This is a genomic window from Mucilaginibacter rigui (genome assembly GCF_014773275.1).
In the GTDB taxonomy this organism is placed as follows: Bacteria; Bacteroidota; Bacteroidia; order Sphingobacteriales; family Sphingobacteriaceae; genus Mucilaginibacter; species Mucilaginibacter rigui_A.
The window spans coordinates 1,062,932-1,088,898 of sequence record NZ_JACWMW010000002.1 but is presented as its reverse complement, the minus strand read 5'-3'; the positions used below and the strand labels follow the sequence as shown (position 1 = coordinate 1,088,898).

General features: G+C 42.8%; 22 protein-coding genes. 6 read left to right on the top strand and 16 right to left on the bottom strand.

Annotated features, from left to right (window positions below; all coding sequences use genetic code 11):
• Positions 1-49 precede the first annotated feature (49 nt).
• A complete protein-coding gene (locus IDJ75_RS11850) occupies positions 50-2,002 on the bottom strand; it encodes a gliding motility-associated C-terminal domain-containing protein (RefSeq protein ID WP_191175829.1) in 1,953 nt (650 codons plus the stop codon).
• 146 nt (positions 2,003-2,148) lie between these two features.
• Here IDJ75_RS11850 and IDJ75_RS11845 point away from each other — a divergent pair, with 146 nt between their 5' ends.
• Complete coding sequence (locus IDJ75_RS11845) at positions 2,149-3,462, top strand: PQQ-dependent sugar dehydrogenase (RefSeq protein WP_191175828.1); 1,314 nt, start codon at positions 2,149-2,151, stop codon at positions 3,460-3,462.
• Between the two features lie 76 nt (positions 3,463-3,538).
• Positions 3,539-5,617 (top strand): TonB-dependent receptor, encoded by a 2,079-nt coding sequence (locus IDJ75_RS11840; protein ID WP_191175827.1) that lies wholly within the window; start codon positions 3,539-3,541, stop codon positions 5,615-5,617.
• A gap of 123 nt (positions 5,618-5,740) precedes the next feature.
• Here IDJ75_RS11840 and IDJ75_RS11835 read toward each other — a convergent pair whose 3' ends face one another.
• A complete protein-coding gene (locus IDJ75_RS11835) occupies positions 5,741-8,296 on the bottom strand; it encodes a family 20 glycosylhydrolase (RefSeq protein WP_191175826.1) in 2,556 nt (851 codons plus the stop codon).
• A 240-nt stretch (positions 8,297-8,536) separates the two neighbouring features.
• Positions 8,537-9,463, bottom strand: a complete 927-nt coding sequence (locus tag IDJ75_RS11830; protein WP_191175825.1) for a cobalamin-binding protein — start codon at positions 9,461-9,463, stop codon at positions 8,537-8,539.
• Positions 9,464-9,883: 420 nt separating this feature from the next.
• Between IDJ75_RS11830 and IDJ75_RS11825 the strand changes: the two genes are divergently transcribed.
• Positions 9,884-10,510: a LysE family translocator gene (locus IDJ75_RS11825; protein ID WP_191175824.1), complete on the top strand. Its 627-nt coding sequence runs from the start codon at positions 9,884-9,886 to the stop codon at positions 10,508-10,510.
• Positions 10,511-10,603: 93 nt separating this feature from the next.
• Here IDJ75_RS11825 and IDJ75_RS11820 read toward each other — a convergent pair whose 3' ends face one another.
• The 6 genes from IDJ75_RS11820 to IDJ75_RS11795 form a co-directional block, all read right to left on the bottom strand.
• Entirely contained in the window at positions 10,604-11,668 is a 1,065-nt protein-coding gene (locus IDJ75_RS11820; RefSeq protein ID WP_191175823.1) for a DUF2157 domain-containing protein, read from the bottom strand.
• A 114-nt stretch (positions 11,669-11,782) separates the two neighbouring features.
• The gene (locus IDJ75_RS11815; RefSeq protein WP_191175822.1) at positions 11,783-12,733 is read right to left on the bottom strand and encodes a bifunctional riboflavin kinase/FAD synthetase; all 951 of its coding nucleotides are present in this window, start codon (positions 12,731-12,733) and stop codon (positions 11,783-11,785) included.
• A 57-nt stretch (positions 12,734-12,790) separates the two neighbouring features.
• Entirely contained in the window at positions 12,791-13,516 is a 726-nt protein-coding gene (truB, locus tag IDJ75_RS11810; RefSeq protein WP_191175821.1) for a tRNA pseudouridine(55) synthase TruB, read from the bottom strand.
• Positions 13,517-13,607: 91 nt separating this feature from the next.
• Positions 13,608-14,402, bottom strand: coding sequence for an undecaprenyl-diphosphate phosphatase (locus IDJ75_RS11805; protein WP_191175820.1), 795 nt, complete (start codon positions 14,400-14,402; stop codon positions 13,608-13,610).
• Positions 14,402-14,665: a DUF3098 domain-containing protein gene (locus tag IDJ75_RS11800; protein ID WP_191175819.1), complete on the bottom strand. Its 264-nt coding sequence runs from the start codon at positions 14,663-14,665 to the stop codon at positions 14,402-14,404. Before IDJ75_RS11800 ends, IDJ75_RS11805 begins: the two co-directional genes overlap by 1 nt.
• Positions 14,666-14,739: 74 nt before the next feature.
• Entirely contained in the window at positions 14,740-15,618 is an 879-nt protein-coding gene (locus IDJ75_RS11795) for a cell division protein FtsX (RefSeq protein ID WP_191175818.1), read from the bottom strand.
• Between the two features lie 228 nt (positions 15,619-15,846).
• On the opposite strand from IDJ75_RS11795, the gene IDJ75_RS11790 reads away from it, so the two are divergent.
• The gene (locus tag IDJ75_RS11790; protein ID WP_191175817.1) at positions 15,847-16,098 is read left to right on the top strand and encodes a hypothetical protein; all 252 of its coding nucleotides are present in this window, start codon (positions 15,847-15,849) and stop codon (positions 16,096-16,098) included.
• Between the two features lies 1 nt (position 16,099).
• Here the strand turns inward: IDJ75_RS11790 and IDJ75_RS11785 are convergent, their stop codons facing one another.
• Positions 16,100-17,857, bottom strand: coding sequence for an ABC transporter ATP-binding protein (locus tag IDJ75_RS11785; protein WP_224746594.1), 1,758 nt, complete (start codon positions 17,855-17,857; stop codon positions 16,100-16,102).
• A gap of 109 nt (positions 17,858-17,966) precedes the next feature.
• Complete coding sequence (gene truA, locus IDJ75_RS11780) at positions 17,967-18,749, bottom strand: tRNA pseudouridine(38-40) synthase TruA (RefSeq protein WP_191175815.1); 783 nt, start codon at positions 18,747-18,749, stop codon at positions 17,967-17,969.
• 451 nt (positions 18,750-19,200) lie between these two features.
• Between truA and IDJ75_RS11775 the strand changes: the two genes are divergently transcribed.
• Entirely contained in the window at positions 19,201-19,668 is a 468-nt protein-coding gene (locus IDJ75_RS11775; RefSeq protein WP_191175814.1) for a DUF4293 domain-containing protein, read from the top strand.
• A 4-nt stretch (positions 19,669-19,672) separates the two neighbouring features.
• Here IDJ75_RS11775 and IDJ75_RS11770 read toward each other — a convergent pair whose 3' ends face one another.
• Both IDJ75_RS11770 and IDJ75_RS11765 read right to left on the bottom strand, forming a co-directional pair.
• Positions 19,673-20,944, bottom strand: coding sequence for a hypothetical protein (locus IDJ75_RS11770; protein ID WP_191175813.1), 1,272 nt, complete (start codon positions 20,942-20,944; stop codon positions 19,673-19,675).
• Positions 20,945-21,037: 93 nt separating this feature from the next.
• Entirely contained in the window at positions 21,038-21,913 is an 876-nt protein-coding gene (locus tag IDJ75_RS11765) for an alpha/beta fold hydrolase (protein ID WP_191175812.1), read from the bottom strand.
• Positions 21,914-22,217: 304 nt separating this feature from the next.
• Here IDJ75_RS11765 and IDJ75_RS11760 point away from each other — a divergent pair, with 304 nt between their 5' ends.
• On the top strand, positions 22,218-24,050 hold the full coding sequence (locus tag IDJ75_RS11760) for a DEAD/DEAH box helicase (protein ID WP_191175811.1): 1,833 nt from the start codon (positions 22,218-22,220) through the stop codon (positions 24,048-24,050).
• Positions 24,051-24,159: 109 nt separating this feature from the next.
• Here the strand turns inward: IDJ75_RS11760 and IDJ75_RS11755 are convergent, their stop codons facing one another.
• Genes IDJ75_RS11755 through IDJ75_RS11745 form a run of 3 tightly spaced genes read right to left on the bottom strand, consistent with a single transcriptional unit; the run spans position 24,160 to position 25,930 of the window.
• Positions 24,160-24,486, bottom strand: coding sequence for a hypothetical protein (locus IDJ75_RS11755; protein ID WP_191175810.1), 327 nt, complete (start codon positions 24,484-24,486; stop codon positions 24,160-24,162).
• 57 nt (positions 24,487-24,543) lie between these two features.
• Positions 24,544-24,888, bottom strand: a complete 345-nt coding sequence (locus IDJ75_RS11750) for a hypothetical protein (RefSeq protein ID WP_224746571.1) — start codon at positions 24,886-24,888, stop codon at positions 24,544-24,546.
• A gap of 34 nt (positions 24,889-24,922) precedes the next feature.
• Entirely contained in the window at positions 24,923-25,930 is a 1,008-nt protein-coding gene (locus tag IDJ75_RS11745; RefSeq protein ID WP_191175809.1) for an NAD(P)H-dependent glycerol-3-phosphate dehydrogenase, read from the bottom strand.
• Between the last annotated feature and the right edge of the window lie 37 nt (positions 25,931-25,967).

Below are 25,967 nucleotides of genomic sequence, written 5' to 3'. Positions count from 1 at the left end.
TTTTGTACAATTAGCCGCCTAAGTAATTAAAAAATTGTATCGGGTGTGATTATCTTAATAACATTACCCAGCCGGCCCGTTTTGGCAAGTCGTTTTTAAGATCGATAACGTAATAATAAACGCCTGAAGGCAAAGACTTGCCCTGGTAAATGCCGGTCCACTGTCGGGCATCACCTATGGTCCTGAATACTTCGTGCCCATCGCGCGTGTAAATGGTCAATACACTTTCGGGATAAGTTATTAGTTTGTCAATGCGCCAGGTATCATTTATGCCGTCGCCATTAGGGGTAAAAGTTGATGGCACTGTAAGTTTTTTAAATACCCTTACCTCCATCTCATCGCTTACTATTCCGCAATTGTCGGGCGATTGTACGTGCAGGGTATAAGTTATATTATCAGGCGGATTAATTTGGGGTGTAAGTGATGTTGGATTGTCCATGTAATCGGTTGGTGTCCAAAAATAATTAACGTTTGTACCAGCAACTGTACCATGCAGTGTTATAGGCTCCTCCTCTTTCATAGTTCTGTCGGGCCCGGCATTGGCAACAGGCAGTTTTAAAACAGTTACGGTAACCGTTCGTTGCTTGGTGCAGCTCCCGTTACTTATTAAAACGTTATATTCGGTATTAACCTTTGGATTTGCCATTGGGTTTGGTATATCATCATGGTCTAAGCCCATAGATGGTGTCCACTTATATGTAGTCCCCCCGCTTACACCTAATTGAACCGCCTGCCCCTCGCATATTACAGGCGCGGCGTCATCCACTTTTATAACTAATGGTTCGCCCACCACAACCTGTGTTTGCGTGAGATATGAACAGCCATCCTGCGAAATAACAACCTTATATACCCCTTCGTCGCTTTTTGATGCACTGGTACTTACGTCTAAGAAATGAGCATCAGAAGTGCGCCCATCCGGATAGGTCCAATGAAATTCAGTTCCCCCGTCTGCATGTATAGATAATATTTCGCCTTTACAAACAGATGTTATTTCGGGCAATTTAAAACTCGGGTTTTTAACAACATCAATGGTTATTGGTAGTGAAAATGTTTGGCAATTTAATGATACCCCCGGCGCACTTAAAACGCCGACACGATATTGATATTTACCCACAACGGGGTTTAAAAATTCGTTATCCAAAGGAAGGTTTGCGCCTGTTTTACCCGGCATATTAACCCAACCATTTTTATTAAAGTTTGATTGCCATTGGTACTGGGGCGTGGTATAGTTATGAGGGAATGACTTTAAAATATACTTTTTAGGCCCGTCATCCAAGCACTGAGGGATTGTGGTAGGGCCAGTTGTTGAGCCAATGCCGGCATCTATTACCGGCCCATAAGCTTTAACTGTAATATCGTCCATAGCAAAATCATTACCTACGGTACCTGTTAGCGCATTATTGCTTAGCGTAATTATCACATCCGAACCATCATTAGGCGCTACAAAATCTACATGATATTGTGCAAAGCTCTCATTTGGGTCAAGCGGGCCGGTAACATAATCAGCCAAAATTGCGCCTTTAGATGTTTTAACGGTAAATCTCACATCAGCATCAACATACCCGTCCGGGCGTGGCATCCCGGTATTAATATTGTTTAGGTAAGCGGCAAACTGATATTTTGCACCTGCGCAAAACACTCCTGCATCTATTGTATTGGTATAGTAAACTACAGGTTTATCATCACCGTTCACCATCATCAAATACCCAAAAGGGTTTGTGCCGCTATGGTCAAAGTTTATGGTTTTAAAAGTATCACCGTAACAATTGGCTGAACTGTTTAAAATTAAATAAGCACCCGGATTTGGGCAGCGACCACCGTTACCGCCAGCTTGCATGGTGGTGTATTTACTACCTAACGGTGGGCCAATCGGGGTATAATTTGTGCCAAAACCAAAGTCTTCATACAGCACAGGGTCGCCCAGGCTGCTTTGCGCAAGCCCCCTTGCAGAAAGCAATATTATGAATACCGGTAAAAGTAATTTTAATTTTTTGGTTAGCATTTACGCGCTGGTATACAGACTTATATCAAAAATATATTTTTTTACTACATAATTGCTTTATATTCTTTGCAATAAAGATTTTTAACCCATTTTCATTCACAAACAAAACATATCATCACAAGTTAATTATTTAACTAAAAAATAAAATGAAAACTTATATAGCATACATAGCAGGCATTACCTTACTGGCAGCAAGCTGCAAACAAAAAAAGGCAGATGCCTCGAAAGCCGACGATATTAACACAGATGTAAAACAAGAAGTTAAGCTCCCCGCCCCATACCAAACCAAGGCAGTGAGTAATTACTGCAAGGTAATTGGCTGGCCGGCCGGTAAAATGCCCATAGCGCCCCCCGGTTTTACGGTTAACCTGTTTGCAGACACGCTAAAAAACCCACGCAATATTTACATAGCCCCCAACGGCGACGTCCTGGTATCTGAAGCTAATACCGAAACTAAGGGCATTAAAAAGATCGGCGCAAAAATTATAGGTGTTGCAGCTTCACAAAACCTTGGGAAAAGCGCTAACCGCATTACCATACTGCGCGATACCAATGGCGACGGCGTACCGGATATGCGCGGTGTATTTTTAACCAGGTTAAACCAGCCCTATGGTATGCTGATACTGGGCAACTCATTCTACGTTGCCAATACCGATGGACTTTGGAAATACGATTATAAACCCGGGCAAACCCAAATAACAACTCCCGGCAAAATGATATTATCATTACCCGCAGGCGGGTACAATAACCACTGGACACGCAACCTTCGCGCAAATGCCGCCGGGACCAAAATATACATAGCTGTTGGATCAGGCACAAACGTTGCCGAGCACGGCATGGAGGTTGAAAAACGCCGCGCCGATGTATTAGAGATAAACCCTGATGGCAGCGGAGAAAAAATTTACGCAAGCGGTTTGCGTAACCCTGCGGGGATAGACTTTCAGCCGGGGACAGGAGTGCTTTACGCCGCCGTTAACGAACGTGATAACCTTGGCGACGACCTGGTACCCGATTACCTAACCAGCGTTAAACCCGGTGGCTTTTACGGCTGGCCATGGGCCTACTTCGGCCAGCATGAAGACCCGCGCCTGGAAGTTAAACGCCCCGATATTGTGCAGAAAACCATTACACCCGATCTGTCTTTAGGTCCTCACACCGCATCATTAGGCTTGGTGTTTTACAACGGTAAAAAGTTCCCTGCAAAGTATATAAACGGGGCCTTTATTGGCCAGCATGGTTCATGGAACAGGTCGGTGCTATCGGGGTATAAAGTTGGTTTTGTACCATTTGTTAACAACAAGCCCGCACCACAGATGGAAGACTTTTTAACCGGCTTTATTGCAAATGCCCAAAAGAAAGAGGTTTACGGGCGTCCGGTTGGCGTAGCAGTTGCCCAGGATGGTTCGTTGCTGGTAGCTGATGATACCAGTAACCGGATATGGCGCGTAAGCGCTAAATAAACGGAATGGAATTATTCGATAACAAGCATAGCCCATTACAATGTAACGGGCTATTTTTATTAGTTTCGTTTTATCTATGAATAAACATTGCCTGGTGCTGTTCCCGCTGCTAATACTAACGGGGGCAGTTTTAGCTCAAAATAAACCTGCCGCTAAAACAGATACGGTACGCCAGCTAAAGCCTGTTACCATCAAAGCATACCTGTCAGAACAACCTGTGCTGAGCGTACCTGCTTCAGTAAGTGTATTGGGGGCTGCGCAACTAAAGCAACAGCCCGATAATTCGTTTGTGAGTGCTTTAAATACAGTGCCGGGTGTACGGGCAGAAGAGCGTTCGCCGGGCAGCTACCGTTTATCCATCAGGGGGAGTTTGCTGCGCTCGCCGTTTGGAGTGAGGGATGTTAAAATTTATTTTGACGAAATCCCGCTTACTGATGCAGGGGGCAATACTTATTTAAATGCAGTCGATATCAGTAACATTCGCCATATTGAAATCCTAAAAGGGCCGGATGGAAGCCTGTTCGGGGCAAATTCGGGCGGGGTAGTTTTGTTAAGCCCCGTTAACCGTACCGATAGTAATTACCTTTCGGCAGGGATAAATGGTGGCTCGTATGGTTTGTTTCATGAGAAGGTTTCCTTACAAAACACCGGGGCTAAAAACCGCTTTAATTTTAACCAATCGTACCAAACGTATGATGGTTATCGCCAAAACAGCCGCATGCACCGCAACTATTTTCAAGCCGGCGATGCTTACCAATATGCCCAAAACAGCGAATTGCGCGCGCTGGTGTTGTACTCCGACCTTGATTATCAAACACCTGGCGGCCTAACCCTGGCGCAAATGCAGGCCAACCCGCGCAGTGCAAGGCTGCCCACAGCTACCTTGCCCGGCGCTATAGATCAAAAGATCCGCATTAACACCAAAATGCTTTTGGGTGGCCTAGTGAATGATGCGCAGCTTACCGACCGTATCCGCAACGTACTGGCCATTTTTGGCAGCCATGTAGATTTTGCCAATCCATTTATTACCAATTACGAGCAGCGCGATGAAAACACCTACGGCATACGCACCTACTTTGAACTGGCGGCTATCCCAAAGGAAAACTTCGACTGGAAATTGAATATGGGTATGGAATGGCAGCAAACCAATTCGCAGATCAGTAACTATGATAACAACGCAGGCGAAAAGGGCAACATTCAAAAAATAGATAAGGTAAACACCGGGCAGCACTTTTTCTTCGCTCGTTACGCGGCGGATATTTTTAAGCGTTTGCATATTGAAGCAGCAGCCAGCCTAAACTACTATGGGTATAAATTCCGTAACCTGGCCCCATTGAACGAGGCTGATTTTACCAACCGCAGGTTTGATGCAGTGGTGATGCCAAGGCTGGCGCTATCCTACCAACTCACTAACAATTTTATCTGGCGGGCGTCGGTTAGTCGCGGGTATTCTACACCAACAACTGCCGAGGTTAGGCCAACCAACAATATCATCAACACCGGCCTGCAGGCACAGCTGGGCTGGAATTATGAAACAGGGTTCCGCTTGCGGGATAAGGAGCAGCTATTTATACTGGATGCCTCGATATTTTACTACAAGCTAAAAAATGCCATTGTGCGCCAGTTAGATGCCAACGAGAAAGAATATTACATTAATGCCGGAGGCACCAATCAACCGGGAATTGAAATTGCCGCATCGGGATGGGTTGTTAGGCCTAACACTATAAATTTTATCCGTGGCATCCAGCTAAACACGGGGCTAACCTTAAGCCGGTTTAAGTTTAGTGATTACAATGCGTCGGGAGCAAATTATTCGGGCAATCGCTTAACAGGTGTACCACGCGAGGTTGCGGTATCATCCGTACTGCTTAACCTGCCTGCATCATTGTCATTATTTGTGCAGCATAACTACACCTCAAGCATCCCGCTTAATGATGCCAATAGCATTTATGCGGCTAAGTATAACCTGCTGCAAGCCAAGGCTTCCTGGCAACATGCCATCAGCCGTAAAACCCGTTTTGAGCTTTACGCCGGGGCAGATAACCTGCTTAACCAACAATACAGCCTCGGTAATGATTTGAATGCTGTTGGCACACGGTACTTTAACCCCGCACCACTACGCAATTACTTTTTGGGGGTGAATGTGAATATGTAACTTCTTCGCCACGTCATTGCGGGAAGCGTAGCGACGTGGCAATCCTCGACATGCATGTCGCCTACTTTCTATCAAAGATTGCCACGCTATCGGTCGCAGTGACGCGTTGGTATAGGGTTTAGTTTACAACGCCGGTTCCTGTTTATTCTGCACTTCGGCTACATTACCGCCACGCCCTTTGGCATCAAACGCGCGGAACTTAATAATGCCGTTTGCCGGGATAGGTTTTTCATAAACCGGGCTGTTGGCATCAGGTTCTTTGCCGTTTGTTGTGTAACGGATAACCATCCCAGGGAACTGAATATTGCTTTTGTATTTGCCATCCTCTAATATCACACCCGGTTTTGGGATACGAAAGTTGTAGCCGCCGTTGTAGTAGGCTAATCTTGGCAGCTCGCGCTTACCTAATATATTCAGGAATTTGCTCCAGTCGGCATTGTATAATTCACGGGCTTTTGTGGTATCGCGTTCTGTGGCCCATGACGGGTCTTTTGCCCACGCACGCTCTGCCAAACCGATCAACTTAGGGAAGATCATGTAATCCATGCGCTCGGGTGTTTTTACCGTTTCTGCCCAAAGTGCGCCCTGCAGGCCAATGATGTTGGTTTTACCATAATCGGTAAGGCGTTGTTTGCCCACAAACAGGTTACGGTTTACCGGACGACCGTTCTTATCCACGTCGGCATTTTTGAAGTAATCGTAAGGGATAAATGAGAAGAACTTATCTATACCCAAAAACGCTCCCCAATAGTACCCGGGCTCATCGTACGATTTATAGTTCGCCATATCAAAATACAGGTTGGTTACACAGGTAAGCACCGTTTTATAACCGCCGTTTGCCAGTTTATAGGCCAAATCTTCCTGCCCGTCGCCAAGTACGTTGTTCCATACATCAACCTGCATCTTTTCTCCCAAAAACTGTGGGTTTGGCACATAGGTATTTTGCCCATCCACCAGCGTTTTGCGCAGGGCCATTTCCTCCCATCCGGCTAAACGAATGTTGCGTTTCTTCAGGATATCATTCACCCTGCCGTAAAAGTAATACCACAGGTCGCCGGTGTTTTGGATGTCGGGGTTGCTGGCTTTTAAAGCCAAATAAGCCGGCGATTGCTCCCAAACATGTGCAGGCACCTCATCTCCACCAAAATGGATAGCAGGCAGCGGCGCACCAGCTTCTTTGTAGATGTTTACCAGATCGCCAACTACGGTTTCAATATAGTTATAGGTTGATGGCATGGATACATCAATCACGTTATCATTCCAGTATTGTACCGAACGGTAGTCGGATTTATCGTTCATATCGCGCAGCAGGTTACGTTCGGCACCGGCTTTATCACCTGCAGCAAGTAAGCGGGCGTAACGGGCATCCATCGCTTTGATAGAGGCACGGGCGTGGCCGGGGGTTTCTATCTCAGGCATTACGGTTACGTGGCGTTCGGTAGCATATTTCAGTATCTCTATATAATCGGCTTTGGTATAAAAGCCGGTACCGGCTTTATTTTCAAAATCGGGACCAGAACCATGTGATGCCGGTAGGAATGCTTTGCTATCCAATGTATGGCCGCGTTTTGAGCCTATAGCGGTCAGTTCAGGTAACGACGGTATCTCTATCCTCCAGCCCTCATCATCCGTTAAGTGCAGGTGCAGGTTATTCAGCTTATAAACCGCCATCAAATTGATGAGTTTAAGCACCTGTTGTTTGCTCTGGAAATTGCGGGCAACATCAAGCATTACAGCGCGGTAAGGGAAACGAGGTTCGTCCTTTACATTAATGCAGGGCACCGGGATGCTGGCCTGCGCCTTCATCCACGGCGTGGCAGATATAGAAGTTTTAAAAGATTGGATACCATAGAACAATCCCGCAGGGGTTGATGCTGTAATGGTCATATCATTTGGGGTTACATTAAGTGTATAAGCTTCCGCACCCAGTGTATCATCCTTCTTAAAAATGATCTTTTTATTGGTTGATGTACCTTTTAATTTACTGCCTAAAAGTTTTTCGATACCGGTTATAAAGTAGGCTTTCTCTTTAGCAAATAACGGGTCGCTTATAATGCTTACTGCATTGGTAATTACAAAATTACCTGCATTTTCTGTGTAGCTAACCGGTGTTGGGATAATTTTTTGCAGTTGCGATGCAGGGATATCCCGGATGATCTTGTTCTGATTATACAATATCTCGGGTGTAATTAAACCCTGGTAGGTTGGGTTAAAGGGTTTGATGGTAAAATCGCCGGGCCAGTAACCTTTAGTAGGTTCGGCATCCCATACAAAATAAGGGCCTTCAATGGCATCGGTAAAGTTTACCACAATATCCTCGCACAGGTAGTCGATACGCAAACTTTCGCCGGGTTTTATTTCTTTGAATTTATCGTTGGGGGTGATGCTGTATAAATCGCCGTTTACCTGTAATACTTTGGCGTTACCGCTAACTGCATCAGCAATAAAATTACGCGATGAGTTAAAGTAGATCTTCCAGCCACCGGCAGGTAAAGTTTGTTTTCCCTTGTTAGTGATGGTTAAAGAGGTAAGTGCTTCATGTTTGTTCTGATAGTTGTTGTCAATCACCTCCCAGCTCAGGTGCAGGTCTTTAATATCAAAAGTTGGCGCATCGGCCATTACAGCTACAGCTTTTATATTAACTGCAACAAATAACAATAGGGAAAAGAAACGGCGCATTGGTTTATATTTAGGTTTGTTTATTGGTTTATATTTCTCGCAAAGACGCAAAAATACTTTATCGGTTTAAGCCTGTCGAAAACTAAACGGTATACAATATCGGTAAATGGTTCGACAAGCTCACCATGACATTCCTTTTGAATATCACTTAAAACTTTTCGCGTCTCTGCATCAGATAAAAATCTAACGTACCGTAAATATAATAAATTTAAAATGTAGAAATACTTTTTAAAATATTTTTTAAAGTGAGAATTTTATCCAACCGTCACCTTCGTAGCCAAATGCAAATTGCTTGGGATGGATGATCTCGGCCAATATCTCTACCGAGTCTACTATCCTTGGGCCGGGGCGGTTAAAGTATTGGTTGCCATCGGCAATATAAATGCGGTTATTTTTCACAGCTTTTAGCTCGTTAAAGCCGGGTTGCTCTAACAGGAGGTTTATCTCGCGCATCGTGCGTTCTATAGAAAAGCCGCAAGGCATCAGCAGGATAATTTCGGGGTCGCTGTCGCGGATGTTATCCCAGCTTACATACGGGGAATGTTTACCAGCCTGCGCCAATATAGGGGTACCACCTGCAATGCTTACCAGTTCGGGGATCCAGTTGCCCGATATCATCATAGGCTCAAGCCATTCTATACAGGCAATAGTTGGCTTGTTCTCCATAAACTTTAGCTTATGGCGGATAATGTCGACGCGTTCGTTTAGGTCTTCCAGCAAACGCTCACCCGCTACTTCCACATTTAAAGCTTTGGCAACGGTAGCTATATCTGTAAATATACCATCAACGCTATTGGGTTGCAATGAGATGATCTTTACCTGCTTGTCCAGATAGCTTTCCAGCGCCTGCTCTACCTCGGGTAACGATACAGCGCAAACATCACATTGCGCCTGAGTAATTACCACATCGGGCGACAGTTCTTTGATCACATCGCGCTTTACGGTATAAACCGACAAGGCTTCGGCCAGGATCTCTTTTACCTTTACATCAATATCGGCGCTGCTTAAACCATCAGGAAAGTTGGCTTCAGAACATACCGGTAAGTTTTTTACACTTTCGGGGTAATCGCACTCGTGCGAGCGGCCAACAAGGTTACCTTCTAATCCTAATGCACAAACCATCTCGGTTGCTGCGGGTAATAATGACACTATTTTATGAGCAGACATATTGAGTGCAAATATGCGAAATATAGAGGCAATTTTGTCAATGATGCGAAGTATCACCGCTCATAAATCGCCATACCCGGTAGAGACGCGATACTTCGCGTTTCCCGTCATGCCAGCAAATCCATCCGCATCTCTCTTGCTTAGTTTACCACTATGATAATCCACCCGCTCAATTGCCGCGGAAGGGCTGTTACTTTTCTCTTGATAGAAAAGTAAACCAAAAGATCAAGACAGAAAAAAGCTTCTCCCCACAGGCGTTTACCTTTTGGCCCGCTTTTCTGTCAGGCCTTTACCCGCGTTTGATACTTTGCACACTTTGACTATCTGGATTGCCCGACGCCGTTTTTAAAAGCACGACTCGCAGGTACCGTCACAATCTTAACTTTCATACTTTACCCTTTAAATATTATCTTTACACCGATGATATTCCTAACCTTTTTTATCGGGGTAATAGCCAATTTTATAGGGTACATCCCCCCCGGTAACATTAATCTTACTTTAGTACAGATCACTATAAACCGTGGTATTAAACAGGCACTGCAATTTATTATCGCGTTTAGCTGCGTTGAATTCTTTTTTACCTATGTGGTGATGCAGGGTGCCAAATGGCTCTCTGAAGAGGTTAGGCTGGATACCATCATCGACTGGATAATGGTTGTGCTGTTTGGTACTCTGGGCACTATTACCTGGTTAAACCGCAATAAACCGCCCAAAACTACTTATAGTAACCACGCCAGTATTAAATACGGCATTCTACTTGGCTTCCTTAACCCGATGCAGATCCCCTTTTGGATGGTTACCGGAACTTACCTGATCACACACGAATGGATAGCAGATGGCAGGTTAGCTCTAATTATATTCAGCATTGGTTCGGCAGCAGGTGCTTTTATCGCCCTGTTTTTATATGCCAAATTTGCCAAATACCTGCAACGGAAATTTGAGCTGAGTGGACGCGTTATTGACATTAGTATAGCCATTCTGTTTTTTGCTTTTGCGGCTTACCATGTAGTTAAGCAGGTGTACCTGATATTTTTTAAGCACCGGTAATTTATTGGTGACAACACCAACAAAGGCGAAATTTGTTATGCTGAGTGAAGCCCCTATTCGCCGATAGATCCTCAGCATGACAACTAAAAAGCATTAGTTATTCTCAGGCAGAGATTCGGTTTCTGTATTGATATTCCAGATTTTCTCTGCCTTGCGGCCTATTAGCCAAAACGACAGAGCAAGGATGGCGAAGAAAAGCGTTTTATTGGTATGATCCCAAAAGTATTCGAAATATTTGGTGTATAAGAATATGATAAGAAAGGTGATACCAAACTCGCGGGCTATTACATCTTTAAATTTTAAGCCATACAGCATAAATGCCCCGGCAACCACTGCCGATATAATACCCCAGTAAAACAGGCTGATCTGTTTAATTTGCCACCACATATCCAAACTGCCATAGTTACCAAATATGCTTAACAACCAAAGCGACATAAACAGGTACAGCATACCAACTACATAGGTAAGCTCCCAAAAGTAGGCGAACCATTTTTTTCCTTTCAATAAGTGGCATGTGCTAACCAGTATTAACCCGAACAGCACAAAGCGAAGCGGGTAGTTCATCCCTAAAAAATATAAAGCCCAGTTGGTTTGATACCCCGTTTCGGTACCGAACCAACTGCCCAGCGATACAAGTGCGAACAGCCATATCAAACGCGAGCCCATGCGGTAGGCCAAAAAACCATATACAAATACCGATACCAGGAACAGGATGGAATAATGCCCCGAGCCATTATCAAATGTTTTACCCAGGTAGGCAATGCAACTGGCGGTAAAAAACACACCTAAAAATATAGTAGCCTCGTTACTGAAAACTTTTTCGGGGTATTGCTTTTCGCGTTTGCGGCCCAGGTAAAACAGCCCAACAGCGGTAACTGCCGACAAGATGCTGATCACAATATCGGGCGTATCGTACAGGTTTTTTATCCAGTTAATAACGGCATCATCAACTATGAGCGAACCGATAGCTATAGCCCCGCAAAACAGCGCTACCCAAATGCTGTACTTGGCCAAGCGCATCCAGTCGAACCCTTTTACCTCGTACGAGTTTCGTAACGCTTCGGCCTGTTTCGCGTCTACAAGATGGTGTTTCTCCCAATGAGATATAGTACTATTCAGGAAATCGCTTTCCTGCTTATCGATGTTTAGTTTAGCCATATCTCTGTACGTACGAATTTATGGGAATAAGTTAAAAGTAACAATCTTAATTAAAACTTAATGCGCAATAAATAAAAGGGAAACTAGGCTTTGTTTATGAAAATGAAGTGAAAACTACGTATTAAACTGCGGTCCGTTTAATATCAACAGGGCCTGCACGTCTTCTTTATCTTTACCCAATTGTATTACCAGTTCTTTAAGCGATGAGAATTTGATGTCGCCGCGCACAAAGTGCAGGAATTCCATACGGAGTTGCTGGTTGTAGATCTCGGTGCTGAAATCAAAGATATTTACCTCGATGTTACGCGTCATGCCGTTAACGGTGGGGCGGTGGCCAATGTAGGCCATGCCGGTATATTCCTTACCGGCCACTTTAACTTTAACCGCGAAAATACCATCGGCAGGTATCAGTTTATAACTTTCCTCAATCAGTAAGTTGGCTGTTGGGTAACCCAGCTCGCGGCCCAACTGATCGCCACGGATAACCTTACCTGTAATGAAGAACGGATAGCCAAGGCATTCGTTAGCGATGTTGATATTGTTTTCAAGCAATGCCGTACGGATACGGGTAGAGCTGATCGCTACATCGTTTATATCCTGTTCGGGAATCTCTACTACCTCGAAGTTATACTGCGGTGCCAAGGTTAGCAGATCTTGCAGGCCACCCTGCCTGTCCTTACCAAAGCGGTGGTCGTAACCTATTACAATGGTTTTGGTACCTATCTTATTTACCAGTACATCGCGGATGTAACCCTCGGCAGTTTGGTTTGAAAAATCGCGCGAAAATGGAGTGATGATCAAATGATCCACACCTAATTGCTCCAGAAGTTCGGCCTTTTCGTTAATGGTATTAATGAGTTTAAGGCTTTCATCCTCGGGGTGCAGTATCATGCGCGGATGCGGGAAGAAGGTAAGGATAACCGTTTGGCCGCCTGTAGCTGCTGCCAGTTCTTTAATGCGCGATATAATTTTGCGGTGACCTATATGCACACCATCAAATGTACCAATGGTAACCACGGCGTTTTTAACCGCTTTAAATTCGTCAATATGATTATAGATCTTCATTGTGCCGGCACAAAGGTAAAAGGACTAAGCAGCTTTTTGTTTGTTGAAGTGTAAAATTTATACTGCTGTACCAGGTAGTTCGCTTGCCTTTAAATCGCGGATGGTATTTACCAGCTCCAATATTTCGTGGGCATCTTCTATACGATAATTTCCGCTGCGTGTACGCCTTAAGGCCGACATATACGCGCCATTATTTAACGCCGCACCAAAATCATTTACCAACGAACGGATGTACGTACCCTTGCTGCAAACCACTCTAAAATCAACTTCAGGCAGTTCAATACGGGTTATCTCAAATTCGGATATGGTGACGTTACGCAGGCGCAGCTCAACTTCTTCGCCGCGGCGGGCTTTTTCGTACAGGCGCTCGCCATCAATTTTTATGGCCGAGTGCGCGGGCGGGTATTGTTGTATCTCACCGGTAAATTGTGCGCAGGCAGCTTTTATTTGTTCGTCGGTTAAGTGGCTAACATCAAATCTGGTCTCCGGTTCGCTTTCCAAATCGTAAGTGGTGGTGGTTGCACCCAGCACCATGGTACCGGTATATTCCTTGTCCTCGGCCTGGAAGGTATCTATCTGCTTGGTCATTTTACCGGTGCAGATGACAAGCAGGCCTGTAGCCAATGGGTCGAGCGTACCTGCATGACCTACCTTAAGCTTTAGAGGCTTAAAGGAGTTGCGCAGCTTACCTACAACATCAAAGCTTGTCCATTTGTAGGGTTTATTGATGAGGAGGAGTTGGCCGTCTGCAAAATCTTGTATGGATGAAAAGGAAGTACTCATTTGTTTGAACCTTGATTAAGGTGATCTACCTGATTACAGGATTATATCCGAATCAAATCTGATAACCCTTAAAACCCGTTTAATCCCGGTTTTATATCACTTGTAAATTATGGCCGCTTAGGTAAAGGATAATTATTACCCCGCCTACCAAAATACGGTACCAGCCAAAAAGCTGAAAACCGCGGCGCTCTAAAAATGTGATGAATGTTTTAATAGCCAGCAGGGCTACAATAAATGCTATTACGTTACCGATAGCCAAAAGTTTAATTTCTTCGCCGGTAAAGACGTGGCCTTCTTTATAAAAATCGTACAATTTTTTACAGGTAGCGGCAAACATGGTAGGCACGGCCAAAAAGAAAGAAAACTCGGCAGCTGCCTTGCGGCTAAGCTTTTGGCTCATACCACCAACTATTGTAGCAGCCGAACGGGAAGTACCTGGTATCATAGATAAGCACTGGAAGAAACCGATCTTAAGGGCGGTTAAATAGCTTATCTCTTTTTCTTCTTTAACATCGGGCCTGTTAAACCATTTATCTACAAAAAGCAGAATAATACCACCTATAAAAAGGGTAATACCTACTGTTAAAGCACTTTCTAATAAAGCGTCTATTTTTTTACTAAACAACAAACCAAACACCGCGGCGGGTATAAAGGCTACAAAAAGTTTATAGTAAAACCCAATGGTTTGAAAGAAGCGTTTGAAGTATAACACTACTACCGACAGGATAGCGCCTAACTGGATAGCAACTGTAAAAAGTTTTACAAAATCATCGCTTTGGATACCCATTACTGAAGAAGCAATGATCATGTGCCCTGTAGATGAAACGGGCAAAAACTCGGTGATGCCCTCAATAATAGCAAGGACAATTACGTGGATGATATTCATTACTTAGCGGCCGGCTTTTTTAAAATAGCATAAAAACCAAGGCCGAAACCTGCTAATACCACAATTGGTGCAATAACAATTTTGGTTGTGCTATAAATATCGGTAGTACCGCTCATCAATACAAAGCCAAAGGCAACCACAGCTATGCTGATGATCAGCCACATGTAGTTATCTTTGCTGAATATAAATTGACCGGGAGTGGTTGGATTGCTTACCGGCGTTTGTGTTTTGCTTGCAGCTGTTTTTGTTTGTTGCAGTGCCATATCTTTAATTAGTGATTTTTTGAATTAATGAGTTAGTGATTGATTAGCTACAAATAAACTAATGAACCAGTTAACTATCTATACAGATCGTATATTTTTAAGCGTAAAAATTTATTAACTGCCAGGAATGTGCTAAAGGCCGATATAAAGATCCCCAGTATCACAATACCTAAAAACACCATACCAAACTCAGCAGGGCTTTGCAGGATAACCAAATCAGGAATTTGTTTATTAGCCAGGAACAGCGTACCTATCAATATTACAATAGATATTAAAGCGCCTAACAAACCATGCCAGATGCCGTAAAGCAAAAACGGCTTACGAATAAACCCTTTTGTAGCACCTACCAGTTGCATTGATTTGATCAGGAAACGTTGTGAATAGATAGCTAACCTGATGGTGTTGTTGATCAGTGCTACGGATAATATTACAAAGATGCCTGCGAAAGCCAATATGATCAAGCTGATAGATGTAAGGTTAGAGTTCATCTGATCAACCAGCGATTGCTGATATTTTACCTCTTTTACCAATGGATTTTTAAGCAGTTGCGCTTTAAATTTATCTATACCGGCATTGTTAGCGTAATCAGCTTTCAGGTAAATATCCAGCGATTGCGATAACGGATTATAGCCCAGGAATTTTACAAAATCCTCGCCCAGGTCTTTTTGCAGGTTACGGGCGGCAAGCTCTTTACTTACATACTGGGTTTGCTTTACCATAGGGTTGGCATCCAGTTGTTTTTGCAGTTGCAGTACATCGGTTTCGTGTGCCGAATCATCCATAAAGATGTTCAGCACGATATTTTCTTTAACGTAGCGCGACAGGTTATTGGCGTGTACCAATATCAGCCCAAGCAACCCTATCATCAATAAAACCATGGCAATGCCAAAAACGGTAGATATGTATATCGTTTTTGTTTTTTTTGCCGATGAGCTTGCTTCAAATTCTTCCATGCTTTGTATAGATATGAGATGTTGGATATGAGATTTGAAACTCAGATCCTATTCTTATAGTTTGCGAAATTAACAAACCTGCTCTAAAGGTAAAAGTTTATAGCGGATAATTAACAATAATTAACGCCTAAGTACCAAACCGTCATTGCGAGGCACGAAGCAATGACGCGCGGGTTTAAGCACTAGGCTCGACAAGAAACAAATCACGCGCCCACCTGTTATTCTATCATGACAACACCTGCAAACAACCACGATAAACCTTCACCGTCAGACACACCTACCAACAGGCCTGCTGACGAAGGACACAAAAGCGTAGTAAAGAAAGAAGATAAGCAATATGGCGCCGATGAACCGCATCAGCAAAATGTAGCTAAAAAGTATGAAAAGGAAGAGCAACCGGTAAATCCTGTAAAAAATCCGCCAAAGCAAAATCAGCCCGATGCATCTGATGATGACGCACGCCGATTGGAGTCAAAATAAATTATTCCAGCGGCTTGGCTATCCCGGCTGAATTGAATTGCAGGTCGTACAATTTGCGGTAGTAGCCACCGTCAATACGCAGTAGTTCCTGGTGGGTGCCCATTTCTTTGATCTCGCCATGGTCAAGCACAATAATCTTGTTGGCGTTTTGTATGGTTGATAAACGGTGGGCAATAACAATAGCCGTACGGCCCTGCATAAGTTTATTGATGGCATTTTGTATCAGCAGTTCCGTTTCGGTATCTACCGATGAGGTAGCTTCGTCCAACACCAGTATAGCGGGGTTGTAAACCAACGCACGGATAAACGAGATCAATTGTGCCTGCCCTGCCGAAAGCGTCGCGCCGCGCTCCATTACGTTATAATCATATCCACCTGGCAGGCGTTCAATAAATTCATGCGCACCCACATCTTTTGCTGCCGCGATAATTTCTTCCCGGGTAATATCCTCGTTATTCAGGCTGATATTGTTGCCGATGGTATCGGTAAACAAAAACACATCCTGTATAACCGTCGCAATTTTTGAACGCAGGTAATCTACTTTATACTCGCGGATGTCGTGCCCGTCAACCTTTACCTCGCCACGGCCAATATCATAAAAGCGGTTAAGGATGTTGATGGTTGATGACTTACCCGCGCCGGTTGCGCCAACCAGTGCCAATGTTTCGCCGGGTTTAATGTGGAAGTTAATATCTTTTAGTACCCAGTTCTCATCGTTATAGGCAAACCAAACGTTGTTAAATTCAATTTCGCCTTGTAAAACCGCCGGAGCAAGTGTACCGTCGTCGGTTGCAACCTCATCGGTATCCAACACCCTAAATATCCTGTCGGCACCAACCATACCCATTTGCAGGGTATTAAATTTATCAGCCAGCTGGCGTATAGGCCGAAACAGCATATTCAACAGCACAATAAAGCCGGTAATAACACCCGGCGTAATGCCATTTGGCGAAGCCGAAATAGCATGCAGTTGCTGATCGTTCAGGATACGTTTACAGCCATACCAAACCAGCAGGGCCATACAAATGGCAAACAATATCTCTACCACCGGGAAAAAGATAGAGTAGTACCAGTTAGAGCGAATGTTGGCATCGCGATACTTCATATTTACCGAACGGAACTTGCGCATCTCCTGTTCTTCGCGGGCAAAGTATTGAATGATGCTGATACCACTGATATGCTCTGCCAAAAAGGTATTCAACTGCGCTACCTGCGTACGCACTTCCTGGAAGGATGATTTGATAGCCTCTTTAAACACATAGGTTGATGCAAAAAGCAAAGGCATAGGTATCAGGGTAATCAGCGCCAACTTCCAATCCTGCCATAACATAATGCCTATAACGGCAATTACCAGCAATAGGTCGCCCATAATGGAGATCAATCCTTCCGAAAAAATATCGGCGATGGTTTCCAGGTCAGATACCGTACGGGTAATGAGCATCCCGATAGGTGTACGGTCGAAATATTTTAAACGCAGGCTGGTGATATGGTTAAAAACATCTTTACGCAGATCGCGAATAACCGACTGGCCAAGCGCATTTGTTAAATAAGTTTGGTAATACTGCGCTATGGTTTGTATAACCAGCTGGCCTACCATCAGCCCTACCATAAACACTAATCCGTTATAATCATTCCCCAAAATGTTTACATCAAGCGTCCTCTGGATCAGGATGGGTTGTACAACAGCAATGGCCGCCAGGAAGATAGTCAGGAATGCAGCTATCACAAAGGTCCTGTTGTAAGGCTTCACATAGTGCATAACCCTGCCCAGTAATTTCCAGTCGAGCGCCTTACCTGTAACTACGCCCCCTCCGCCCCCTAAAGGGGGTACCTTTGACTTACTATCTTTTATATTTTTCGCCATTGATTCAATCAAATCTTATTCCCCCTTCAGGGGTTAGGGGGTAAGGATACTTTATTTCTGTTAAATACAAGCCGCAGGCGGGTACACTCATACCAGCGTTGCTGCGGTTTTTACTTTCAATTATTTGGCGGATCTCTTCGGGCTGCATTTCCCCCCGGCCTACCATTAGCAGCGTGCCTACTATGGCGCGTACCATGTTACGCAGAAACCTATCGGCTGAGATGTGAAAAACTATGCCATTTTCGGTCTCTATCCATTCCGCTTTTGCAATTTTACAATTATTGGTCTTAACCTGCGTATTACTTTTACTGAAACAGCTAAAATCTGTGTATTCCATGACTATTGCCGCCGCCCGGTTCATCAATCGCAAATCAGGTTTATCGCGTAACAGCCACGAGTATCCGTTTAAAAATGGATTTTTCTCAAAGTGGATATGGTACTCGTACGAACGTAGCGTGGCGTCAAACCTGGCATGCGCTTCGGGATGAACAGGGATGATCTGCTTAACGGCAATATCATACGGAAGTAGTGCGTTTAGTCCCCGTTTGTCAATAAGTATCTGTTTATCGCCAGCGGAGGTTACATCCAGGTGCACAAAAAAATCTTTGGCATGCACACCGGTGTCTGTACGGCCGCAGCCTGTGGTTTCAATGGGTTGCCGCAGTAGTGTTGTAAGTGCTTTATCAAGCAACTCCTGCACGGTTACGGCGTTTGGCTGCACCTGCCAGCCATGGTAATTGGTACCATCATAAGCCAGTTCAATAAAATATCGTTGGGTGTTTGCCACGTGGCAAAGTTAACATCATTTAGTAAAATTATTATTTTGTGAACTGCACACTTTTTATTAGGCCTGATTTCACATCAACCTCCACCCTGTAACAGTCCCAGGAATTTGCAAAAATCATATCCCCCCAAGATGTGAAGCCAACATATAAATCATTTTCAGAACTCAAACTGGGCATTGGTAAAAACCACTCTATGTCAAGCGCTCTACTTAAACAATACAAATTCGATTTATCCTGGTAGTTAAATTCAAAGTAATCTTCACAGACTAAAAGTCGTCCATCTGTTAATATTTCAACCTCTGTAAATCAGGTGGACAATGGTGAATGTTTTTTACCAACCCCAAATTCATTAACAAGGCTTATGGCATTATTTAGTAAATCTATTTTCATATAAATTGAAAATAAAAGTAATCAAAAAGCATTTATCTTTGCTTCAATATACAATCATAAAAAATGCTACAAAGAATCCAATCCATATACCTTTTGTTCGCCTCTTTAGTACTTTTCGCGCTGTTTGTTTTCCCGCTTGCACATAATATTTATGTGGATGGCAAACTGGTAAATGTATCTGTACTCGGTGTTTATGAAATTATAAACGGGCAGGACCAACAGATCCAGGCGTTTCTGCCACTTACCATCATTACCGTTATTGCTGCATTAATACCTCTGGCAGTGATATTTCTTTATAAGAACCGCAAACAGCAAATCACTATCAGTTATATTGCCATTTTAGTATTAATAGGCTATAGCTTTTGGATGGCGCAAACCGTTAAAAAAGTGGTTGGCCCTATTACTTTAGAGTACCGTAATATGGGCATAGGCCTGTTTTTAACCTCTCTGAGTATTATCTTGATCATTTTTGCCGTTAAAGCAATTCAAAGGGATGAGAAGCTCGTAAAGTCGGCTGACAGATTAAGGTAATATCTTATTTCTTAAAAAAATCGGCAGGCGAAATTAAAAAACCGAGGTAGGCCGTCATTGCCGAATTATTAGGATAAAAGCCTCTTACCTCTACTCCTATGGTTGCATTTAATTTTGTAACTTTTTCTGTGACCACTCCTTTTGCCAGATAGAAAAACTTATTAGGGATTGGGCCTTTGTAAAAATTAGAAGGATTTGGGCCGTAATTATTATCGCCCCCAGTTATAGAACCCCCTGTTAAAAATAAAACATTAAGATTTAATAAATCACTTTTCTGGTAAACCAACTGTGGGCCAATTCCATAATAGCCAGTTATGTAATGTTCATTTGCAAATGAATTAACAGGTTTTATTCTGGGGTTTTTCGGCTCAAGTGCATCTTCCCTGGTTACCATGTCATTATATTTTACATTTACAGAGTCGACAAGCTTATAATTATTAAAAGTTGTTTTTATTGAATTCCATAAAACTTCAAAACTTGCATTAATATATATTCTTAAGCTTGCTTTATTACGATCATTATTTGCTATTAAATAGGTAGGGTTAAAATAGGCCCCTACTGTGTTAAATTCTTTTTTTGCGAATCTGTAATAAGTATTTTGAGCATAGTATATCGTATCATTTAACTTTTTAATATTAAAAACACCTCTACCTGTATAAACAGAATCTGTATAAAAACTTTTTGTGAATACGCCGGCATTAGCCCCCCACCGGTTATGCAAGCTCGGCATTCTCACATCTAATTGGCCAACATACTTAGAGAAAAAAGAGTTTCCAAAAAAATTCAAACTTCCGGCAGTAAGTATGGTAAACCTTGAAGAATCAATGTCTTTCAATTCAAGCGGTTGAGACGCCCATTTACCTTTTTCCGGAGGTTTAATTGAAGCCGGTTTTATAATCAATGAATCTGTTAAAACCATGAAAGTTTCGCCACCTGACTCAATTTGCAATTTAAATATAACTGACTTAGGCCGTTTTTGTCCGTTATCTTCAAGTACATCAATATCAATTGTTGCTACATCAGTTATATCTTGATTGACAGGGCTGGTAAGTTTATAATCAACTCCTCTTGCTGCAGAGCCTGAATTGGTCTCAAAAGTTTTTAATTCAAATTTTTTACCCGGTTTAACATCCTTAAGATATACATGAATTTTGTGCAATTGCTTTGTTGATTGCCTGTTTATGGATAGGTCGTTTTTCTCAACACTCAACTTTTGACAAAGCGCGGTAATAGGGAATATAAAAACACACAGCAGCAATAGGGTTGGCTTTTTCATAACAGAGATTTTTTATAAATCTCCGATGAAATAACACTCCTCAACACCGTTAAAACACCTTACTTATCAGGTATTTTACACCGAATATTCAACTTACCTGAACCTTCCCGTCTTATCTATTTTTCTGAATGGTTTGGCAAAAAAGTCGCCTACTACCTGGTTAAACATATCCTTATAAACTACCGGTGTTGCATGGCCCGAGTTTGGCAGGATCCACAGATATGAATTGGTGATCGCTTCGGCTATTGCTACGGTGTGTTTAGTCACTATTACATCATGGTCGCCACCTATTACCAGGGTTGGGCAGGTTATTTTCTTTAGGGCCTCCAGTTTAATATGCGGCTCGTATGATAACAGGTGCATCAGCTTCAACTGATTTTTCATCTCGGGAGTAGGGTTCTTCATCCGTTTTAAAGAGTCTGCTCCTTTAATATTGATATCCATGATCATTTTATACACAAACGGATCAACCGCTGTGCTATCAGGCCAAAGGTTGGCGCCGGTAACAGCCAGTTTTTTAACCTTATCGGGATGGTTCATGGCCAGCAATAACCCTTCTATCCCACCATCGCTCCAGCCTATTACGTTGGCGTTCTTTATTTTCAGATGATCGAGCAATCCGTTAAGGTCATCGCTGATCATTTCATACGTCAGCGAATCGGTATGATCTACAGTTTTGCCCTGCGCGCGGCTATCGGCCAATATCACCTGGTATTTTTTTGCGAAGTAAGGTATCTGGTAAACAAAGTTTTTGATAGAACCCCCATTGCCGTGAATGATCAGCAAAGGCTCGCCTTTACCATAAACTTCATAATACATTTTAATGCCCTGTATATCGGCATATTTACCCACAGTTTTATTACGGCCATATTGGGTAGTATCCATGTCTTTTTCAAAGCTTTGGGCAAAACAAACGGATACCGTTAATAAGAGAATTATTGAGGTGATAAATGGTTTTAACTTTTTCATTTAGTGTGGTATTTGTCAATAGCTAAAGATATAAATTCATAGCTGATCTGTCATCATTTTTATAAAGGCAATTAACAATCTTTAACGCTTTATAATAATAATCAAAAACAGCATGCGGTTCAAAAAGCAAACAAAAACTAAAATCATTGCCATAAAAACTATGTTGATTTTTAGCAACTTACAATAAATCTAGTCTATAAATTTACCAGTTTTACAAATTTTAAAATCAGTATTTGAAATATAATTAATTAATTGTACTTTTGCACCCGATTTGACGATGTAGTCAAATACGTTATTTTAATTCATGAACCCATTTATTAATCTGGGAATCCGTCATGATATTGTTAATGCCATCTCTGAGTTAGGATTTGAAAATCCTACACCAATCCAGGAACAGTCAATTCCGGTATTGTTAACAGGCAGCAACGATTTTGTCGGATTAGCCCAAACAGGGACCGGTAAAACAGCTGCTTTTGGACTGCCGCTATTAGAACTGCTCGATTTCGAAGAAAATCATCCGCAGGCGCTTGTTTTATGCCCAACACGTGAACTTTGTTTACAGATCACGAACGACATTAAGAACTACGCCAAGCACATGAACAACGTTAATGTTGTTGCCGTTTACGGTGGTGCAAGCATTCAGGATCAACTACGCCAAATTAAACGTGGTGTACAGATTGTTGTTGCTACCCCGGGGCGTATGCTTGACATTATTAACCGTAAGGCGATCAATTTTTCGCAGGTTAGGTTCGTAGTATTGGATGAGGCTGATGAGATGCTCAACATGGGCTTCCAGGAAGACATTGACAGTATTTTATCCACCACTCCGGACGAGAAAAAAACCTGGCTGTTCTCAGCTACTATGCCTTCTGAGGTTAGAAGGATCGCTAAAAAATACATGGATAACCCTTTTGAGTTAACCATGGGCGAAAAAAACACAGGTAATGTTAATATAGAACACGAGTACTACGTTGTACGTGCCCGTGATAAATATGCAGCCTTTAAACGCATTGTTGATAACAACCCCGAGATCTTCGGTATCGTATTTTGCCGTACCAAAATAGAAACTCAGGAAATTGCTGAATCACTTATTAAAGACGGTTACAATGCCGATGCTTTACATGGCGACCTTTCACAGCAACAGCGCGATAAGGTAATGAAACGCTACCGCGAACGCAGCCTGCAATTATTAATTGCTACCGATGTTGCCGCACGTGGTATTGATGTTAATGATGTTACGCACGTTATTAACTATAGCTTACCTGATGAGATAGAAAACTACACCCACCGTAGCGGCCGTACAGCACGTGCCGGTAAAATGGGGGTATCTATCGCTATCATCAACAGTAAAGAGCTTGGTAAAATTCGCCAGATAGAACGTGTAATTGGTAAAAAGTTTGTAAAAGCCGAAATACCTACAGGTTTTGATGTTTGCGAAAAACAACTTTTTGCCCTTATACATAAAGTGCATAAGGTAGAAGTTAACGAAACACAAATTGAGCAATACATCCCGCGTATTATGGATGAATTTGCCGAGTTAAGCAAAGAGGATGTAATTAAACGTTTTGCATCATTAGAGTTTAACCGCTTTTTAGATTATTATCAGAATGCACCAGACCTTAACGCCCCTGCAGATGATTTCCGCAGAGATGGTGAAAGAGGCGAACGCGGCATGCGCGATTCAGGTGGCAAATCAGAATATACACGTTTGTTTATCAACTTAGGTAGTGTTGATGAGTTTAACCGCGGCGATTTGCTGGGTTATATTTGCAACAACTCTAAAATAAGCGGGCGCACCGTTGGTAAAATTGATGTTAAAGGTGTTTACTCATTCTTTGAAGTAAACAACGGCGATGTTGAACAGGTAATGAATAACTTTAAAGGCGTTGAGTTTAAAGGCCGCGAAGTTAGGATAGAAGTATCTGGCGAAGGCACCAGCAGCCCAAGAAGCGGCGGCGAAAGACGTGAAGGTGGTTACCAAAGGCGCGAAGGCGGCGGTGGTTACCGTGGCGGCGGACGCCGTGAAGGTGGTTTTAACAGGGACAGGAACAGCGGCGGTGGCAACAGCGGTGGCGGGTTCCGTGATTTCTCCGGCAAAACCCGCGAAGAACGCCCTGAACGACGCAGAAGATTTTAGTTTAGTTAGTTTTCATAAGAGCTTTCGGAGTAGTTAACCGGAAGCATAGTTTTAGTTTAGTTTTGTTTACAAAGCCTCTCGTTTGTTTATCATCCGGGAGGTTTTTGTTTTAACGGGCAAATTCAACTAAAACAGAATCCGGATACACCAAGTTAAGGGTTTTCTCATCCAGCTTTTTTATCACAAATCTGGTATAAGGCTGATTGCCTTCAAACGAGGTGAAAATAGTATCGCCTTTAGTAAAGTAATCCTCAGCGCTTTGCTCATCACCATCCATAATAAATTTCTTATCGGTTATTTTTAATGATGTTTCGCTGTTCTTTGATTTCCAGCTGCCAACCAATTTAGGGTTTGATTCTCTTTTCTCGTTTCCACAAGCCGACATCAGCATTATCACTCCCGATAGCGCTATAATAACTAAAGCGTATTTTTTCATTGCATTAAGGTAATAAAAAAAGCATCCGTTAGTTAACGGATGCTTTTAAATTTTATGTTATTTAACCGGCTTATCAACCAGTTTTGCTTTTGGAACATAAATATGATGCCCCTTTTTATTTACATAATAGTAATATGAATTTTTATCAATGTAAATAGTTTGTCCTTGTGGACCTACCTTTTCGGCGTATTTTTTATCGGTTACTGCCGATGCTCCTTTTGAAGCAACCTCGGCGGTTTTATTACCTACGGTACTTGCAGCCTTTTTAGTGGCATGCCATCCCTTTTTAGCCGTTGTGCCAACCTTTTGGCCAAGTGTAGTATCTTTATGCGCTTGTGCGAAAGCCGATGATGCTGCGAATAACGAGGCAGCAAACATGGTCGATTTAAATAGCTTTTTCATCTTTTTGGAAGATTTGTTTAGTTAATTGCTATAATTAACTCAATTTCTCTGCCAGTTTCTGCATTTCTATTACCGGTGGGCTCTTCTTATATAAAATAGCGTAAACAGCCTCACAAATGGGCATATCTACATTGTACTGCCTGTTTACCTGGTGTAGGCAATTTACTGCATAATATCCTTCAGCAATCATATTCATCTCCAGCTGGGCCGATTTTACGGTATAGCCCTTTCCTATCATATTTCCAAAAGTGCGGTTACGGCTAAACTGCGAGTAAGCGGTAACCAGCAGATCGCCCAGGTAGGCCGATTCTTTGATATCGCGGTCAATAGGGTGCACCTCATCAACAAAGCGTTCCAGCTCGCGTATGGCATTTGATATAAGCACCGCCTGGAAGTTATCGCCATACCCTACACCATGGCAAATACCACTGGCAATAGCGTAAACGTTTTTAAGTACGGCGCCGTACTCGGTACCGTATATATCATCAGAGACAATGGTTTTAATATAACGGGTACTCAACATGGCGGCAAATACACCGGCAAGCGCTGTATTTTGTGATGCTATGGTTAGGTATGATAATTTCTCAAGGGCTACCTCTTCGGCGTGGCAGGGGCCGCTTATTACCAGTATATGATCAAAGGGAACATCGTAGTTTTCATTTAAAAACTCACCTATGATCTTATTCTCATCCGGCACTATACCTTTTATAGCCGATACAATTTTTTTGTCTTTCAGATCTGCCGGGGTTATACCGTTTAAAGCTTCCTTTAAAAATGCGGCCGGCACATTAAGCAATATAAAATCAACCTCCTTTATAATGGATTTGAGATCGGTAGAGATGTTTTGCGCCGGCACTTTAATTTCAACCGAACTTAAATAATTAGGGTTGTGCCCAAATTCGCGAATGTGCTGAACTGCCTCACCGTTGCGCATCCACCAAAAAATCTCTTTTTCGGTAATGTTATCGGTAAGCATTTTAATATTAGCTGTGGCCCAGCTTCCGCCGCCTACAACAGCAATTTTGTTTGTTTGCTTAAGCATTAAATTAGTAATGTCCCACTCGGGTAATTGGTTTGCC